The organism is Glutamicibacter mishrai (genome assembly GCF_012221945.1).
GTDB lineage: Bacteria > Actinomycetota > Actinomycetes > Actinomycetales > Micrococcaceae > Glutamicibacter > Glutamicibacter mishrai.
On sequence record NZ_CP032549.1, the window covers coordinates 528,189 to 544,000 of the forward strand.

The 15,812-nt window shown below is 61.4% G+C and carries 18 protein-coding genes; 6 read left to right on the forward strand and 12 right to left on the reverse strand.

All coding sequences use genetic code 11. The features are described 5' to 3' along the window. Positions 1 to 43: 43 nt before the first annotated feature. The 5 genes from D3791_RS02505 to D3791_RS02525 form a co-directional block, all read right to left on the reverse strand. Positions 44 to 508 (reverse strand): P-loop nucleotide/nucleoside kinase family protein, encoded by a 465-nt coding sequence (locus D3791_RS02505; RefSeq protein ID WP_216847359.1) that lies wholly within the window; start codon positions 506 to 508, stop codon positions 44 to 46. 305 nt (positions 509 to 813) lie between these two features. Continuing rightward, entirely contained in the window at positions 814 to 1,272 is a 459-nt protein-coding gene (locus tag D3791_RS02510) for a GNAT family N-acetyltransferase (protein WP_172511216.1), read from the reverse strand. Further along, the gene (locus D3791_RS02515) at positions 1,269 to 1,589 is read right to left on the reverse strand and encodes a HigA family addiction module antitoxin (RefSeq protein ID WP_172511217.1); all 321 of its coding nucleotides are present in this window, start codon (positions 1,587 to 1,589) and stop codon (positions 1,269 to 1,271) included. Before D3791_RS02515 ends, D3791_RS02510 begins: the two co-directional genes overlap by 4 nt. Next, a complete protein-coding gene (locus tag D3791_RS16815) occupies positions 1,564 to 1,641 on the reverse strand; it encodes a hypothetical protein (protein ID WP_281350629.1) in 78 nt (25 codons plus the stop codon). Before D3791_RS16815 ends, D3791_RS02515 begins: the two co-directional genes overlap by 26 nt. Before the next feature lie 161 nt (positions 1,642 to 1,802). Continuing rightward, entirely contained in the window at positions 1,803 to 3,035 is a 1,233-nt protein-coding gene (locus D3791_RS02525; protein ID WP_172511219.1) for an MFS transporter, read from the reverse strand. A gap of 55 nt (positions 3,036 to 3,090) precedes the next feature. Here D3791_RS02525 and D3791_RS02530 point away from each other — a divergent pair, with 55 nt between their 5' ends. From D3791_RS02530 to D3791_RS02545, 4 genes are all read left to right on the forward strand, one after another. Then, entirely contained in the window at positions 3,091 to 3,447 is a 357-nt protein-coding gene (locus D3791_RS02530; RefSeq protein WP_172511220.1) for a MerR family transcriptional regulator, read from the forward strand. Between the two features lie 58 nt (positions 3,448 to 3,505). Then, positions 3,506 to 4,402, forward strand: a complete 897-nt coding sequence (locus D3791_RS02535; protein WP_172511221.1) for an NADP-dependent oxidoreductase — start codon at positions 3,506 to 3,508, stop codon at positions 4,400 to 4,402. A gap of 260 nt (positions 4,403 to 4,662) precedes the next feature. Next, positions 4,663 to 5,268 (forward strand): TetR/AcrR family transcriptional regulator, encoded by a 606-nt coding sequence (locus D3791_RS02540; RefSeq protein WP_172511222.1) that lies wholly within the window; start codon positions 4,663 to 4,665, stop codon positions 5,266 to 5,268. Continuing rightward, entirely contained in the window at positions 5,265 to 5,867 is a 603-nt protein-coding gene (locus D3791_RS02545) for a GNAT family N-acetyltransferase (RefSeq protein WP_172511223.1), read from the forward strand. Before D3791_RS02540 ends, D3791_RS02545 begins: the two co-directional genes overlap by 4 nt. A 628-nt stretch (positions 5,868 to 6,495) precedes the next feature. Here the strand turns inward: D3791_RS02545 and D3791_RS02550 are convergent. From D3791_RS02550 to D3791_RS02570, 5 genes are all read right to left on the reverse strand, one after another. Then, complete coding sequence (locus D3791_RS02550) at positions 6,496 to 7,389, reverse strand: M23 family metallopeptidase (RefSeq protein WP_172511224.1); 894 nt, start codon at positions 7,387 to 7,389, stop codon at positions 6,496 to 6,498. Continuing rightward, on the reverse strand, positions 7,389 to 7,979 hold the full coding sequence (locus tag D3791_RS02555; RefSeq protein WP_246242281.1) for an ArsR/SmtB family transcription factor: 591 nt from the start codon (positions 7,977 to 7,979) through the stop codon (positions 7,389 to 7,391). Before D3791_RS02555 ends, D3791_RS02550 begins: the two co-directional genes overlap by 1 nt. A gap of 104 nt (positions 7,980 to 8,083) precedes the next feature. Further along, entirely contained in the window at positions 8,084 to 9,169 is a 1,086-nt protein-coding gene (ychF, locus tag D3791_RS02560) for a redox-regulated ATPase YchF (RefSeq protein WP_038990663.1), read from the reverse strand. Between the two features lie 72 nt (positions 9,170 to 9,241). Next, entirely contained in the window at positions 9,242 to 10,333 is a 1,092-nt protein-coding gene (locus D3791_RS02565; RefSeq protein ID WP_172511225.1) for a 4-hydroxy-3-methylbut-2-enyl diphosphate reductase, read from the reverse strand. 102 nt (positions 10,334 to 10,435) lie between these two features. Beyond that, the gene (locus D3791_RS02570) at positions 10,436 to 11,629 is read right to left on the reverse strand and encodes an SH3 domain-containing protein (RefSeq protein ID WP_172511226.1); all 1,194 of its coding nucleotides are present in this window, start codon (positions 11,627 to 11,629) and stop codon (positions 10,436 to 10,438) included. Positions 11,630 to 11,923: 294 nt separating this feature from the next. Here D3791_RS02570 and xseA point away from each other — a divergent pair, with 294 nt between their 5' ends. Then, positions 11,924 to 13,186, forward strand: coding sequence for an exodeoxyribonuclease VII large subunit (gene xseA / locus D3791_RS02575; RefSeq protein ID WP_172511227.1), 1,263 nt, complete (start codon positions 11,924 to 11,926; stop codon positions 13,184 to 13,186). A 22-nt stretch (positions 13,187 to 13,208) separates the two neighbouring features. Further along, entirely contained in the window at positions 13,209 to 13,439 is a 231-nt protein-coding gene (locus D3791_RS02580) for an exodeoxyribonuclease VII small subunit (RefSeq protein ID WP_022874033.1), read from the forward strand. Positions 13,440 to 13,453: 14 nt separating this feature from the next. On the opposite strand, the gene D3791_RS02585 is transcribed toward D3791_RS02580, so the two are convergent. Both D3791_RS02585 and D3791_RS02590 read right to left on the reverse strand, forming a co-directional pair. Continuing rightward, on the reverse strand, positions 13,454 to 14,317 hold the full coding sequence (locus D3791_RS02585; RefSeq protein WP_172511228.1) for a PPK2 family polyphosphate kinase: 864 nt from the start codon (positions 14,315 to 14,317) through the stop codon (positions 13,454 to 13,456). 174 nt (positions 14,318 to 14,491) lie between these two features. Further along, positions 14,492 to 15,712 carry a pyridoxal phosphate-dependent aminotransferase gene (locus D3791_RS02590; RefSeq protein ID WP_172511229.1) on the reverse strand — a complete coding sequence of 407 codons (1,221 nt, stop codon included), beginning with the start codon at positions 15,710 to 15,712 and terminating at the stop codon, positions 14,492 to 14,494. Positions 15,713 to 15,812: the final 100 nt, after the last annotated feature.

Below are 15,812 nucleotides of genomic sequence, written 5' to 3' on the forward strand. Positions count from 1 at the left end.
CAGGCGGGGATCTCGTGGCACCGGGCTCTTCCTGGTTGACAGATCACACCACAAGCACGGTCACGGGTCCCTCATCAGGAGTCGGAGGCTCGAAGTGATCGAAGTACCTTGCGGCGGTCGCCGTATCCAGAGCGAAATCGTCGCTGTGTGAGCGGCTGCGCGAGGCAACACGCCGTAAACACGTCTCACGGTCAGTCGAAAGGTAGATCGTCTCAGGAACCACCCCGAACGGTTCCAGCACATGCCTCCATTCCTCCCTCATGGCACGCGACCAGAAGGAGAAGTCGAGCACGACCTCACGTCCATCTTCGACGAGATCCACGAGACGACGTCGGAGCTCGATCTCGATCTCGCGATGCGCATCATCTGTCAGCGGCATGTGTCGGATGCCCCTGCCCCAGGCCTCTTGATCGAACGAGAGCCGAACGAATCCGTCTGCCTCCATCCGACGAGCGACGGTCGACTTGCCTGACCCCGCCGGTCCGCACATAAAAACGACCCGAATCATGGGTATCAGTCTACGGACATACCCCTGGCCGACTTGTTCGACCGCACCGATGGCGTGTCCACGGGAAGCGGCTCGCGCCCGAAGACCAATCCGCGTCAGTACGAGCCTGCCCGAACCCGTCCAGGCGCGAGCGGCATGCTCAACTCGGACGCATGGAGGCAGTAATCCATCTCCCCGACGTCGATATCCACGACGCTCGCGCAGCCGTGTTCCCCGTGCGGATGGGAGTTCCGCTACACGTTGAACCGGAACTCGACCGCATTCCGGCACTGACCAACCTCGGTCGTTCGGGCTCCGCAAACCTTTCAGAGCTCCGCTCTCATGGCGATCGAGCCATTCACGACGAAACCGGCCTTTTCGTAGATGCCTCTTCCGTCGTCCGTGGCCATCAACTCGGCGCGCCGCACACCGGTCTGGCGCGCCCATTCCAGCACAGCCTCGAACGCCGCCGAGCCGTGTCCGTTGCCACGATATGACGGAAAGGTGCAGACATTGTTGATGAGGATGTCGCGCCCGGTCGGGCACGTCGGGGACGGTGCTGCGTCACGAATCGCACCGACGGCCGAAGCCACGACCACGCCATCACCCTCGACCACGAAGATCCCGAAATCAGGGTGGTCCAGTCGCGCCTTGAACCAGTCATGAACCGCAGCGCGCCAGGATCCTCCGGATGCATCAACGCCCATCGCAGCGAACATCTCGGCTCGCAAATCCACAAGCGCCGCAACGTCTGCCGCCATCGCGCGACGAACCCGCATGGTCATGCAACCTTCAGCGGCGTGATCGCCGCGACCTTCTCGCGCAGCGTCCGCCGCAAAATACGCAGTTCATAGTTCGACAGCAGGTTCATCCAGAACTCCGCGGACGTGCCGAAGTATCGTGCCAATCTGATGGCCGTGTCCGCAGTGATCCCGCGCTTGCCGTGGACGATCTCGTTGATCCGACGCGGCGGCACACCGATCGACACCGCCAGGTTGTTCTGCGTGATCCCGAAGCCCTCGATGAAGTCTTCCATCAGGATCTCCCCTGGATGGATCGGCTCGATCAGGTCGGCCTCAGTGATAGTCGACGAGTTCGACATCTTCTGCACCTCCATCTCCCCATACGAAGCAGAGCCGCCACTGCGCGTTCACTCGGATGCTGTGCTGACCGCGACGGTCGCCGGCCAGCTGCTCCAGATGATCCCTGGCGGGATCCGGAGGACTCCAGTGTATGACGGAGCCCGTCAATAACGCTAGACGTTAAAACGGAACTCCACCTCATTCCGGCACAGACCAACCTTTGGATTCGACAACTACCTTTGGGCACCTGTCAGGGTCGAGTGACCCGGCCCAGACATGCCAGCCGAACGCCTCTGGGATGCCCGGAGCATGATCGAGATCATGACACCAGTCGCCAGCGCTCCAGCACCAAGATAGGGCAGCTTCGTGGCCTCCAGCCCGGCAGTCAGTACCGCACCACCTAGCCCTCCAGCGACGGCGATGCCGATGTTGAACGCGGAACTGTTGACAGCAAGGGCCAGACCCGGCGCGATGCCGTCGGCACTGGTGGCAATCCACGTGTTCAGAGGCGGGAAGGTGGTGAAGTACGTGAACCCGACCAGCGAGAGACCCACGACTGCACCGACCGGGCTATGTCCGACAATTCCGGCGATGAGCAATGCGATTCCCGTGCTGGTAAGCGTGACCATGAGGGCCCGGTGCAGTCCTCGATCCGCAAGCCGCCCGCCGACGACGTTCCCTGCGAGGCACGCGGCACCGTAGATCAGCAGCAGCGGTGCGACAAAGCGGTCTTCGATGCCGGTAGACGTCAAGAACGGCACAGCAAAGGCCAGCAGGATCATGGCCCCCAGTCCCGCCAACGCCGTTATGGCGATGCCGATGAGCACAGGGCCTTTCGACAGGACGCGAAGCGATCGCCAACCAGCTTCACCACGCGGCTTACGATCGTCAGGAAAGACCGCGAGGGCAATCAGCAGTGTGATGACGATCAGTGCTGCGACCAGCGAGAAGGCCCATTGCCACCCCAACTTCTCCGACAGCGCGTTTCCGACAGGCACGCCAATCACCGTCGCAACACCAAGCCCAAGTGTGATACGTCCAACCGTCCTGCCGCGCTCCCCCGGCGATGCCATGCGGAGCGCGGTGAGCATGAAGGCGACCAGCACGGGCGTGTGCATCGCCCCGGTCACGATCCTCGCGATCATTAGGGCTCCGTAGCTGGGCGCGAACACGGCGAGCATCGTTCCCGCGGTATAGAGGACCATCGCGATCAACGAGAGTCGCCGCAAAGGCATCCGAGCTGTCAGAAGCGCGAGCACGGGACCGGCGATCACCGCGGTGCCGGCGTATGCCGTCACCAGAAGCCCTATTTGAGAGACCGACACCCCGAATTCTTGAGACAGCCGGGGAACGAGACCCGCGATCAGGTTCTCCGAGGTGCCCAGTGCGAACGCGCCGAGCACGAACGCGAACGACAACAAGCGCGGGACACCGACGACACGGTCACTCAGATTTTCAGCAGACATGCACTGAAGGTAAACTCTCACATGAGCGTGAGAGTCAAATTTAGAGGGGGACCACGTGAAGATTGGCGAACTGTCCCGGCGTGCCGGGGTGAGCATCCGCTCGCTGCGCTACTACGAAGAGCAGGCGCTCCTGACACCCGAGCGCCTTCCCAGCGGCTATCGGGTCTACGACGAGAGCGACGTCGTCATTGTTCAGCAGATACAGGCTCTCCTCGCCGCAGGGTTGAGCACGCGGAAGATCGAGCACATCCTGCCGTGCCTTCGCCAGCACGACGACGCCCTCGCGCTGTCCTGCTCCGACCTCTATGGCGTACTCGTGTCCGAACGCAACGACATGCTCGAGCGCATCGAGACGCTGCGCACCTCCGTCGATGCCCTCGAGTCCGTGATCGCAGCCAGTCCGCGAAAATGATCAACACCCATCCCCAGCTTGACTCTCACATTGGCGTGAGACTTTAGAGTCTCATTCCATGAGCAAGAGAATCGAGTTTGCAGAATACGGCGGGCCCGAAGTTCTGCGTTGGGCCGAAGATCTCCTCGCCGAGCCAGGGCACGGCCAGATTCGCGTCCGCAACGAACTGATCGGCGTGAACCCGATCGACTGGAAGATGACGGCAGGGCACTTCGGCGACACGCTCACCCTTCCTGGAGTTCCGGGGTGGGCATCTACGGGGACCGTCGACGCCGTCGGCGAAGGCGTCAACGACTTCTCCGTCGGCGACGCCGTCATCGCGGGAGCCCGAGGAGGCTCCTATCGAGAACTGCTCATCATCGACGCTCGGCTGGTCGCACACCGGCCGCCGACCGTCAGCACTGAGCAGGCAGCCGGCCTTCCATCCTCGGGGGTCGCTGGGTACTCCCTGATCCACCATCTGGGCATCACCGACGCCGACACCCTGCTGGTCCACGGAGCAGCAGGGAGCGTCGGCTCCGCGGCTGTCCAAATCGCCATCGCGCGAGGCGCACGCGTGATCGGCACGGCATCGCCGGAGAACCATGATTACTTACGCTCCATTGGCGCGATCCCGATCTACTACAAGAATGGCCTGGTCGAGGCAGTGAAAGCGACTGGCATCATCACCGCAAGCGCCGACGCCGTCGGAGGACAAAGGTCCGTCCAAGCAGCGGCTGAACTTCTGCCTTCGCCCAGTCGCGCGGTCACTGCGTGGGGCGACGAGTTTTCATATGCAGCGGGAATCCCCTGGGTCGAGCACCCTGCGGATGAACTCGAACGAACCGTCGAGCTCGCCGCAACCGGAGAACTCATCGTCCGAATCGCCCAAACCCTGCCTCTCGTCGAAGCAGCCACTGCTTTCACTCTCAGCATGACGGCGCACGCTCCGGGAAAGATCCTCCTACGCGTATGAGCCACTAGGTCGTCGCCGCTGAGTCAGCGGTCCACGGCCAGCAAGAGAAAGACAACCAAGATCTGCTTTAGCAACCAAAGGTTATACGGCGAAACGAAATTCCACCACGTCGCCACACATACCAACCTTTGAGTGTCGACCCGTGGCCGCGCATCATTCCACTGCCCACCAGGCACCTCGTAGCAACCCTAGTCGGGCACCCAGTTGCGCCCGGTGCGATCGCTGCATAAAATGAACACAAGTTCATTGAAAGGATCATCGTGCCGCGGACGACGGAGCAGAACGAAGCGTTGCGCTCAGCCACGCGCTCTGCTGTGGAGACGGCTGCCGTGCGGGTGTTCGCACACCGCGGTTTCGCGGCCACGAACATGCGTCAGATCGCCGCCGAAGCGGGGATCAGCACCGGGTCTATCTACCGGCACTACGCGAGCAAGGAAGAGCTGTTCGATGAACTAATCGAACAGGCCTCGCGGGGGCTCTGGGCTGCCGCCGCGCAGCTCGCGACCGAAGGCGATCCGATCTCCATGATCCGATCCTTCACCGAGGTCTACGTGGCGGACCTCGCAGCGAACAATGGCGCGGCCGAGTTCTACATGATGATAAATCAGGGCGTCACGTCAAACACCCCGGAGGGAACCTCACCTCGGCTGGCCGCATCGCAGAGAGCCATCGGGCGGGCCTTCGCATCGCTTATCGCGCGAGGCCAGGCTAAGGGCCAGATCGCCAAGGGAGACTCCGCCCGACTGACCGCCCACTACTTCGCCATGCTTTCCGGCATCACCACGTTGCATGTTGCTCAGGGGGACGAATCTGCGGAGCCCGATGTCGACCTGATCCTACGAATGTTCACAGGAGGACCCCGATGAAGATCGAAGTCGCGCGCGCAGACGAACTCGGAGAGGAATACCGACACCAGATCGCGGAAGTTCTCACGCAAGGGTTCGCCGAGGATTTCGCTTTCTTTTCCAAAGACCCCGGTGTGCTTGCCGACGCGTTCGCCCCGATGCTCATCCTGGAGCGCTTCCACATCGCGCTCGTCGACGGCGAGCCCGCCGCGGTCGCGGTCGTCACCGAAGGCGAGCAGGAATGCTTCGAGCCGGATCTGCACGAGCTCCAGCGCGTGCTCGGTCCAATACACGGGATCATCAGCTATCGGATCATCCGAAGTCAATTCATGGGGGCCTGTGACGGTGCCCGCGACAGTCTGACGGAGATTGCATTCGTCACGACAGCGCCGCAGCATCAGGGCAAAGGCGTAGCCACTGCACTGATGCGTCAGCTCCTGGAGCTACCCTCCGACGAATTCGTGCTGCGTGATATAAAGGACACCAACACGCCCGCCCTCGGCCTGTACGCTAAGCTCGGATTCACCGAGACGCAGCGACGACGCATCAAGTTCGCGAAGCGAGCTGGATTCTCCGCGTATGTCTCAATGGGTCTCAACCGCGCTAAGGCTGATGCTTGAAGGGCGCGCGAACTCGAAAGGTCCCGAAGCGCTTCTGGGCTCTGCTCAAGTACGGGCTCTAGAGCGAAAAGTAGAGTTCGACCGGATTGCCGCGCGGATCGGCCTTTGCGACCGTCCGTTCGCTCGCCGCAACACGGGGCCGGGTAACGCCGCCTGCCTGCGGCGTTGTCCTTGAACGAAAATGGCCCATGTGCCTTGAACGGTATCGCTATTTTGGAGACGCTTTTTTCCTTCCGGAGCTATGTGGCGATGAATCATGTTCAAGATGCAAAAACGCCCCCGGTTTCAAACGAAACCGGGGGCGCAAAAGCACCTCGGGATTAAACGTTGAAGCGGAACTCCACCACGTCGCCGCAGATAACAACCTTTGACATGAGGACCCTCATTTCTTGCCCACTGAGGTTGTATTGTGCCGCCATTCGCAGCAGTGCCCACAGATACCAACCTTTGCAGCGGGACCACCCAGTTCAAGCATGAGGCGCCAAGTCAAGTCAATTACTTTCACGTCCCTTTAGTCGAGGTCGGTCGAGTCACATTGTGAACATTTTCGTCGAGTTCGCGGCAGAAGGCATGTCCAGACAACAGACGCGATAGACGCACCGAAAATGAGCGATACAGGATCCACTGCTTATTCCTTTGAAGGTTTGGCCGGTCGCGCCGGAACAGACGCGGGCATATCGATAGTCACATGCTGAAGGTTGCCGGGGAGGGCATTCTGCAGCTGCTCAGTGTCCCCGATCCGCACATCTACGAAGGAAAATGGGACACCTTGCCCAGTCCATGCTGAGCGCCGATCCATCAGCTGTGCGTGCACATGTGGTTCGCTGCTGTTCCCCGAATTTCCACATTCGGCAATCTCTTGGCCAGCACGGACTCGATCCCCTACGTTCACGAACGCTGAGCCATTCTTGATATGCGCCACTACTGCAAAAACTCCATCATCGCTGCGGATCGTCACGTGGTTGCCAATGATGAACTTCGGTCCAGCTAACTCACGAATCGCACCCTCGATCATCATGTACACGATGCCGCTCATACTTGAACGCGCGCGGTGATCACGCAGCGTGTCCAGCACAGCTACAACTTCACCGTCAACCATCGCACGAACGGGCTGGCCAAATGCGGGGTACTCTTCGGGAGACCGCATAGCTGGGCCCTCCCCAAACGCTGGGCGCTTCTTGCCTACGGGCTCATAAACCAGGTCAATTGCGTAAGCTTGGCCATAGGCACGGACTCCGTGGCTGGGGACTTTATCGACCGGACTATTCATACCTAGCCAGCGACCGGCCACAGGGGAAACGACGCTGATTGATCCGTACTCTGGCAGTAACCTCGCTGCAGGCATGGCCACAAGCACGGCAATCAGCAGGCCAGCAATTCCCAGCCACGACAGCACTAGAAAGGTCGCTTCAATCACCTCGCCTTCTGGCAGGAACCGACGAAGCGCCCCCAGCAAGCACAGCGCTACTGCGATAAGAAGAATCACTCCACGCACACGATAAATCCGCAGGAGAAGACGCATCAGCCCTCCGCAGCGACAAGGCAGACCAACAAAGGCACCATGCGTGCGGGTGGAACTTCATAACTGCCTCTGCCACTCTGCTTCAGCCAGCCGCTCGACAGCAGTTGCCGCAGGTGATGATGCAGCTGCCCCGTCGTGCCTAGCGATTCAATCGACGCGAGCTCTGCAGTGGCATGAACGCCAGAAAATATATGACGCAAGAGTTCCAGACGCACCGGGTGCCCTAACGCGGCGAATGCTGCCGCGCGCCCGTCCCACTCCACCTCGAAGAGTCCTGCGGTTCCCGCTGTCTGCTGCCACGCAACTGGAGCACCGGTCGGAAGCGTCACCGCACCTACCAGAGCCACCGCGCCCTGTTCCATTGATGGGTGCTCCCCCAGCCTGGCCTTCAACCCCGACAGCGCCCAGAACTCATCTCCCGGCTTGAGCGCAGGCGATTCCTTACTGGCCTGCTCAGGCCGCTCATCCGCGGCCGCTTTCTCCAACGAAGCCACCCTCGTCGCGAGATCTTGAATCTCTTGCCTGAGTTCATCCAGGAACGTTTTGTCATCCACAAAGATGATAGTACGCAAGAACGTATTAACAATCAAATGGCTGTCGACCCAACCAGCGACGAAGGTTCCAGTCCAAAGGAAAAGCGCCGAACCCCGCAGCGGGATCCGGCGCTTGCACAAGACGTTAAAGTGGAACGCGACTAGACGTTAAACCTGAACTCAACGACGTCGCCGTCCTTCATGATGTAGTCCTTGCCTTCGATGCGGGCCTTGCCGGCGGACTTGGCGTTGGCCACCGAACCGGCGGCGACCAAGTCATCGAAGCCGATGACCTCGGCCTTGATGAAGCCGCGCTGGAAGTCGGTGTGGATGACGCCGGCAGCCTCGGGGGCGGTGGCGCCCTTGCGGACGGTCCAGGCGCGCGATTCCTTCGGACCTGCGGTCAGGTAGGTCTGCAGTCCCAGGGTGTCGAAGCCGACGCGGGCCAGCTTGTCCAGGCCGGATTCCTCGATGCCGGCGTCTTCCAGCATCTCGGCGGCTTCGTCTTCTTCCAGCTCGGCCAGCTCGGCCTCGAACTGGGCGTCCAGGAAGATCGCCTCGGCAGGGGCCACCAGCTCGGATAGCTTGGCCTGCATGTCCTTGTCGGCCAGGCCTGCCTCGTCGGTGTTGAAGACGTAGATGAACGGCTTGGTGGTCATCAGCTGCATCGGTGCCAGCTCGTCCATGTCGATGCCGGCGGCCTTGCCCGCGGCGAACAGGGTCTTGCCGTCCTCGAGCACCTTCTGGGCTGCCAGCAGGTTGTCCATGAAGGACTTCTCGATCTTCTTGCTGCGCAGCTCCTTCTCAAGGCGCGGCAACTGGTTCTCGATGGTCTGCAGGTCGGCGAGGATCAGCTCGGTGGCGATGGTCTCAATGTCCGACTCCGGATCGACCTTGCCGTTGACGTGGATCACGTCATCGTTCACGAACGCGCGGGTCACCTGGCAGATGGCGTCGGCTTCGCGGATGTTCGCGAGGAACTTGTTGCCCAGGCCTTCGCCCTCCGAGGCGCCCTTGACGATGCCGGCGATGTCCACGAAGGACACGGTTGCCGGCAGGATGCGCTCCGAGTTGAAGATTCCGGCGAGCACCTTCAGGCGCTCGTCGGGCAACGGCACGACACCGACATTCGGTTCAATGGTTGCGAACGGGTAGTTGGCCGCCAGCACCTGGGCACGGGTCAGCGCGTTGAACATGGTGGACTTGCCGACGTTGGGCAGTCCGACGATTCCGATAGTAAGAGCCACGGGAGAAAATTCTACCTTTTACTAGTGATGAGCGCGCAATGGTGTACTGGCGCTTGAATTCTTAGGGTGAAGTCAGGCCTGCGGGCGAGCGTGGCCGCCCAAGGCGCGATCCTCGTCCCCGGCTTCCTTGAGCTTGCCGCGGATTTCCTTGGGCAGCGAGAAGATGATGTCTTCCTGCGCGGTGGTGACCTCGGAAACGTCGGTGAAGCCGTACTCCGCCAGCAGCGCCACGACCTCGCGGACCAGCACCTCGGGCACCGAGGCGCCGGAAGTCACGCCGACGGTGGAGACGCCCTCGAACCAAGCCTCGTCTACCTCATTGGCGAAGTCCACCCGGTAGGCGGCCTTGGCACCGTGGTCCAGCGCCACCTCGACCAGACGCACCGAGTTCGAGGAGTTCGCCGAACCGACCACGATCACCAGATCCGACTGCGGCGCGATGTTCTTGATCGCTGCCTGGCGGTTGGTGGTGGCGTAGCAGATGTCATCGCTGGGCGGATCCTGCAGGTTCGGGAAGCGCTCGCGCAATCGGCGCACGGTCTCCATGGTCTCGTCCACGCTCAGCGTGGTCTGCGAGAGCCAGATCAGCTTGTCCGGATCCTTGACCTGGACGGTGTCGGCCTCTTCCGGGCTGTTCACGATGGTGGTCACTTCCGGTGCTTCGCCGTAGGTGCCTTCCACTTCTTCATGGCCTTCGTGGCCGATCAGCAGGATCTCGTAATCGTTCTTGGCGAAGCGCACGGCTTCGCGGTGCACCTTGGTGACCAGCGGGCAGGTGGCGTCGATGGTCTGCAGGTTGCGATCGGCTGCGGACTGGACCACTGCCGGGGAGACACCGTGGGCGGAGAAGACCACCAGGGCGCCTTCCGGCACCTCTTCGTTTTCTTCCACGAAGATCGCTCCGCGGGACTCCAGTTCGGAGACCACATGCAGGTTGTGCACGATCTGCTTGCGCACATAGACCGGCGGGCCGTAGTGCTCCAAGGCCTTTTCGACGGCCACTACTGCACGGTCCACGCCGGCGCAGTAGCCACGCGGGGCCGCGAGCAGGACCTTGCGCTCGGATACCTGCGGGGAGGCGGCTGCGATCTCGGCCGGAGTGCGGCGAACGCGCGGGATCCGTGGGACTGGCAGCGATACCGGAATGGAAGTGGAAGTAGCCATACCTCTAGTCTACGAACTGCATGCAAGTTAGCCCATGCTCATATGATGCGCGCCACCCTTCGCGCCCTGTGAGTTCCACCTCCACCGCCCGCTTCCCACCGCTCAGCACGGCAGCGAGCTGGGCAGCTTGACGCTGGTGGTGAGAATCGAGCCGGCCGAATCACTGCCCCTGTAGGCCCGGCAGACCCCGATGCCCCGGTTGGCCAGATTGGCTTTGATCTGCCGCAGCGAATCCGGCGAGAAGCCGTACCACTGCATGTGCATCAAGACGGTGTCGCCGGGCGACGCGGCGGAGGCCCTGGAAATGGTGATGGATTTGGATTTCACTTCCCAGTCTTCGGTGTCCCGGGTCCAGGTCCACATGGCCATGCCTCGGCTGCCGTACCCGCAGCGTACCGAGGCATCCACGGCACCGTAGGGCGGGCGCCCGAAATTCGTGTGCACACCGGAACCGCTCAGCTGCGCCCCTACTTGCTGGCAGCTCAGAGGGCGCAGATCAGGGTGGCTGACCGAATGGTTGATCACCCACTGGCCCTTGGCGCGGGCCAGGCTGGCCAGATCCACCCCGTAACGGGACTTGTAGGAAGACAGGCAGTCGCCCGTGGGAGCGAGCACCAGGCCGAAATTGGCACTAGCCGCGTAATCGATGGCCGAACGGTATTCGCTCAGGGTGCGCGGGCAATCATCAAAGGTCAACACCACCCGGGAAGTCCGGTTTGGCCCGCTATACAGCGGAGCCGAGGGCGGCTTCGGATAGGTGGTGACATAGGTACCACTGACCCAGCCGGTGTATCCCCCATAGCTGACCCGATACCAGCCGTTGGAGGCGCGGGCATAGGCCGGCACAGTGCTCCCCTTCGGGATGGTGACCAGGATCCGGTAGCTGGTGGAGGTGCCGGTGCGCATATTCAGGCTGTCAAGGGTTCGCACCGTGGCCGCCACGACGTAGTAATCGCTGACGTATCCGGTGCGCCCGTCATAGCTGACCTTGTACCAGCCATTTGATGCCCGGCCCAGTACAGGGACCGAAGTGCCCTTGGGTATGCTCACCAGAACCGAATACGAGGTGGAAGGTCCAGTGCGCAGGTTCAGGTTATCGGTGGTGCGCACCCGGGACGGCAGGTCGATGGAAAGCTCGGCGGCCACCGCGACACTTGCTGGCTGGGCCACCGGCGCTACGTTGCCCGCGGGCATGGCCGCCGCAGCCAATGGAACCGATCCGATCATTAGTCCCACTGCCAGAGCCACCGAGCCCACAGATCGTGCCGTGGTGCGATTAAATATTCCCCCAAACATGGCACTGCGTCCTTCTGAAATGCTTCCCCAATGCTCATCAGTGTCCGCGCACGCTCGACACCGGGCAAGAGCAATATCAAGGCTTAACCAAATTGTTGGAAATACCTTGCGCGGTGGCCATTGGCGCGGAAAATGACCACAAACTTCACCCGTTCCGTCACCATCGCTCCACTTTCCGCTTCCCCGGCCCTCCCCCGCAATTCCCTGATCTGTCGGTGCCATGCGGTAGTCTCACTTGTGCAGCAGCAATCGCGCCTGCTGGTGCCATGTTTCGATTCCCAAGGAGCGGCCCGGATGGAGCCCCAAACACCAGCGAGCTTGCCAAGCACCGCCGGGCAGACCACGGCGGAGAATCCTTGGCCGTTACGCATCCTCTCGGAAAAGCTCAAGATCCATATCGAGAATTCCCCGGTGGTCTGGGTGGAAGGCCAGTTGCTGGAAGCAAATGTCCGCAACGGACATGCCTACCTCACCCTGCGCGATGTGGACGCCGATTTCTCTTTCTCGGTCACCATCTGGGCCTCAACCATGCGCAAGCTGGAGACCACGCCACAGGTTGGTTCCCGCGTGGTCGCGCAGGTGAAGCCAAGCTTCTATGCGAAGACCGGACGGCTGTCGCTGAACGCAACGGATCTGCGGCCAGTCGGCTTGGGTGAACTGCTCGTACGCCTGGAACGCCTTCGCCAAGCCCTGGGCGCCGAAGGTCTGTTCTCCCCCGAGCACAAGCGCGCGATCCCGGTGCTGCCTGGCCGCATCGGCTTGATCACCGGACGCGACTCGGATGCCGAGAAGGACGTGCTGCGCAATGCCACGCTGCGCTGGCCTTCGGCGCAATTCAGGGTCATCAATACCGCGGTGCAGGGTGTGGACGCAGCCAACCAGGTCATGGCGGCCCTCAAGGAGCTCGATAATGACCCGAATGTTGATGTGATCGTTATTGCCCGCGGTGGCGGTGCACTGGAGGATCTTCTGCCCTTCTCCAACGAAGACCTGGTCCGCGCGGTCTTCGCCGCGCAAACTCCGGTGGTCTCGGCCATCGGGCACGAGGCCGACCGGCCCATCCTCGATGACGTGGCGGATTTGCGCGCCTCCACCCCCACGGATGCGGCCAAACGCATCGTGCCTGACCTCAACGAGGAATTCACCGGACTGCAGCTGGCCCGCAATCGGCTTGAGCGCTCCATCAACAACCTGCTGGAACGCGAAGCCCAATTGCTGGCAGCCGTCCGCGAACGGCCGGTACTGGCCAATCCGCAGGTCATGGTGACCACGCGCGCCGAAGACCTGGCCAGGTACCGCCAGCGGTCCACCGACCTGCTGCATTACCGGGTCCAGCGCGCCCGCGACGAGATCACCCATTTGAAGTCGCAGGTCCGCGCGCTTTCGCCGCAGCAAACCCTGGACCGGGGCTATTCGGTGACGCAATTGGCCGATGGAAGCATTGTGCGCGTAGCCGCCGATGCGCCGGTCAACACCGATGTTTTCATCCGGTTAGCCTCCGGCCAGCTGGCCGCGCGAACCACCGAATCCATTCCCGCCGGCGATGCCGCGAACTAACTCGATACACTCTGGAGCCATCATGACTGCACAAATCCCCGAAGATATCGCCAAGCTCTCCTACGAGCAGGCCCGCGAAGAACTGCTCACCGTAGTCAACCAATTGGAAACCGGCGGAGTAGCCTTGGAAGCCTCACTGGCTTTGTGGGAACGCGGTGAAGCGCTTGCGGCGCACTGCGAAAATTGGCTCAACGGAGTGTCGCAGCGCCTGGAACAGGCCCGCGCCAAGCAGGTTGGCGCGGACGGCGAATGACCTCGTAGCGGCGGCTACTTGGTAGCTTCCAGCCGGGCCTTTTCGGCGGCCACATCGAAGTCCGCCTCGGGCCACGGCACGGTGATTCGCTGCAAAGTATCCAATAGCAGTTCAGCAACGCACAGGCGTGCCCGCCATTTCTGGTCGGCTGGAACCACATGCCACGGTGCGGTCTTGTTATCGGTCCGGTTCACGGCGATCTCGTACGCCTGCTGGTAGTCCTCCCACAGCAGTCGGTCGTCGATATCCCCGGGCGAGTACTTCCAGTGCTTGTCGGGACGGTCCAGGCGTTCGGCGAGCCGCTCATATTGTTCATCCTTGCTGATATGCAGCATCACCTTGATGGGATGGATATTCTGCTCTACCAGCTGCTTCTCGAAGTCCACGATCTTGGTATAACGGGAGTCCAGGACCTCCGGGCTGGCTAATTCCTTGACGCGGGCAATCAGGACATCTTCATAGTGGGAGCGGTCGAAGACTCCGACTTTTCCCCTGCCTGGCAAGTGCTTGGTGATGCGCCACAAGAAATCATGGGCGGATTCTTCTGCCGTTGGCGCTTTGAACGCGTGGTGCTCCACGCCTTGGGGATCCAGCATGCCAAGGACGTGGCGAACTATTCCTCCCTTGCCCGAGGTGTCCATGCCCTGCAGGATCAGCAGCACCGACGGGGCTTCCTGGCCCTGGACCGAAGCGGCGAACAGGCGCTCTTGCAGATCCGAGAGCGGCTGGGCGATCTCTTCCATGCGCTTCTGCGCGGTCTTCTTATCCTGCGGCGCGTCCTTGGGCCACCAGTCAGGATTCTGGGTTGCCCTCTCGGAAAGCTTCAGACCTGGCTCGGCGCGCAGGGCTTCAATCAGGTTCGCAGGGTATGAGCTCACAACCGACTCCTTCTATGGACTTCACTACTGTGAATCTAGGTAATTGCCAGCGTACTGGCAATAGCTGGCGCTGTCCCAAAGAAATCCGCGTGCCGGTCAAAGGCCCTGCCGTGACAAAGAAAAACACCACCGAACGACTCTAAGTGAGTCGCACGATGATGTCTTCCGCTGAGGCTAAGCGCGGGCGCGCCAGTCCTCCAGGAACTGTCCGATACGTCCCACAGCATCCGTCAGGTCCCGCACATTCGGCAGGGTTACCAAACGGAAGTGATCCGGGCGCACCCAGTTGAATGCGGTGCCCTGGGTAATCAGGATCTTCTGCGCCTTGAGCAATCCAAGGGCGAACACCTCATCGTCATGCATCGGATAAACTTCTGGGTCCAGCTTCGGGAACATGTACAGCGATCCCTTGGCCTTCTGCACCGAGACACCCGGGATGGCGGTGAGCAGGTCATAGGCGGCATCGCGCTGTTCGAGCAGGCGTCCGCCAGGCAGGATCAAGTCGTTGATGGACTGGTACCCGCCCAATGCGGTCTGGATGGCATGCTGTGCTGGCACATTGGCGCACAAGCGCATGTTGGTCAGCAGGTTGATGCCCTCGATGTAATCCGCGGCCTGGTGCTTTGGACCGGAGATCGCCATCCAACCGGCACGGAAACCGCAGACACGGTAGGCCTTGGACAAACCCGAGAAGGTCAGGATCAACACGTCATCGGCCAGCGACGCGGTGTTGATGTGTTCGGCGTCATCGTAGAGGATCTTTTCGTAGATCTCATCCGAGTAGACAATCAGCCCGTGCTTGCGCGCCAGCTCCAGAATCCCTTCAAGGGTTTCCTTCGGGTACACCGCACCGGTCGGGTTGTTCGGGTTGATGATCACGATGCCCTTGGTGCGATCAGTGATCTTGGATTCCATATCCTCAAGATCTGGAAGCCAGCCCTCTTCCTCGGTATTCAGGTAGTGCACCGGGGTGCCGCCAGCCAGCGAGACCGAAGCGGTCCACAGCGGGTAGTCGGGGGCAGGAATCAGGATCTCGTCGCCATTGTTCAACAGGGCGTTCAGCGAGAGCGTGATGAGCTCGGAAACGCCGTTGCCGAGGTAGATGTCATCCACGCCAATGGTCTGGATGCCTCGGGTCTGGTAGTACTGCGAGACCGCCGTACGGGCCGAAAGGATGCCGCGGGAATCAGAGTAGCCCTGGGCGTTTGGCAGGTTGCGAATCATGTCGACAAGCACCGCGTCGGGCGCTTCAAAGCCGAACGGCGCGGGATTGCCGATGTTCAGCTTCAGGATACGGTGTCCTTCGGACTCCATGCGCTGGGCGTGCTCCAGTAGCGGCCCACGGATGTCGTACAGGACATTGTGCAGTTTCGTCGATTGCTTGAATTCTGCCATGATTACACTTTCTCATGTCAGGCGTGTAGAACACACCTTGTTACTCGACCGCCGTCGGGTGCGGCCGAAATCCTTGGGGGTCGAATTACTAGAGCAGTGC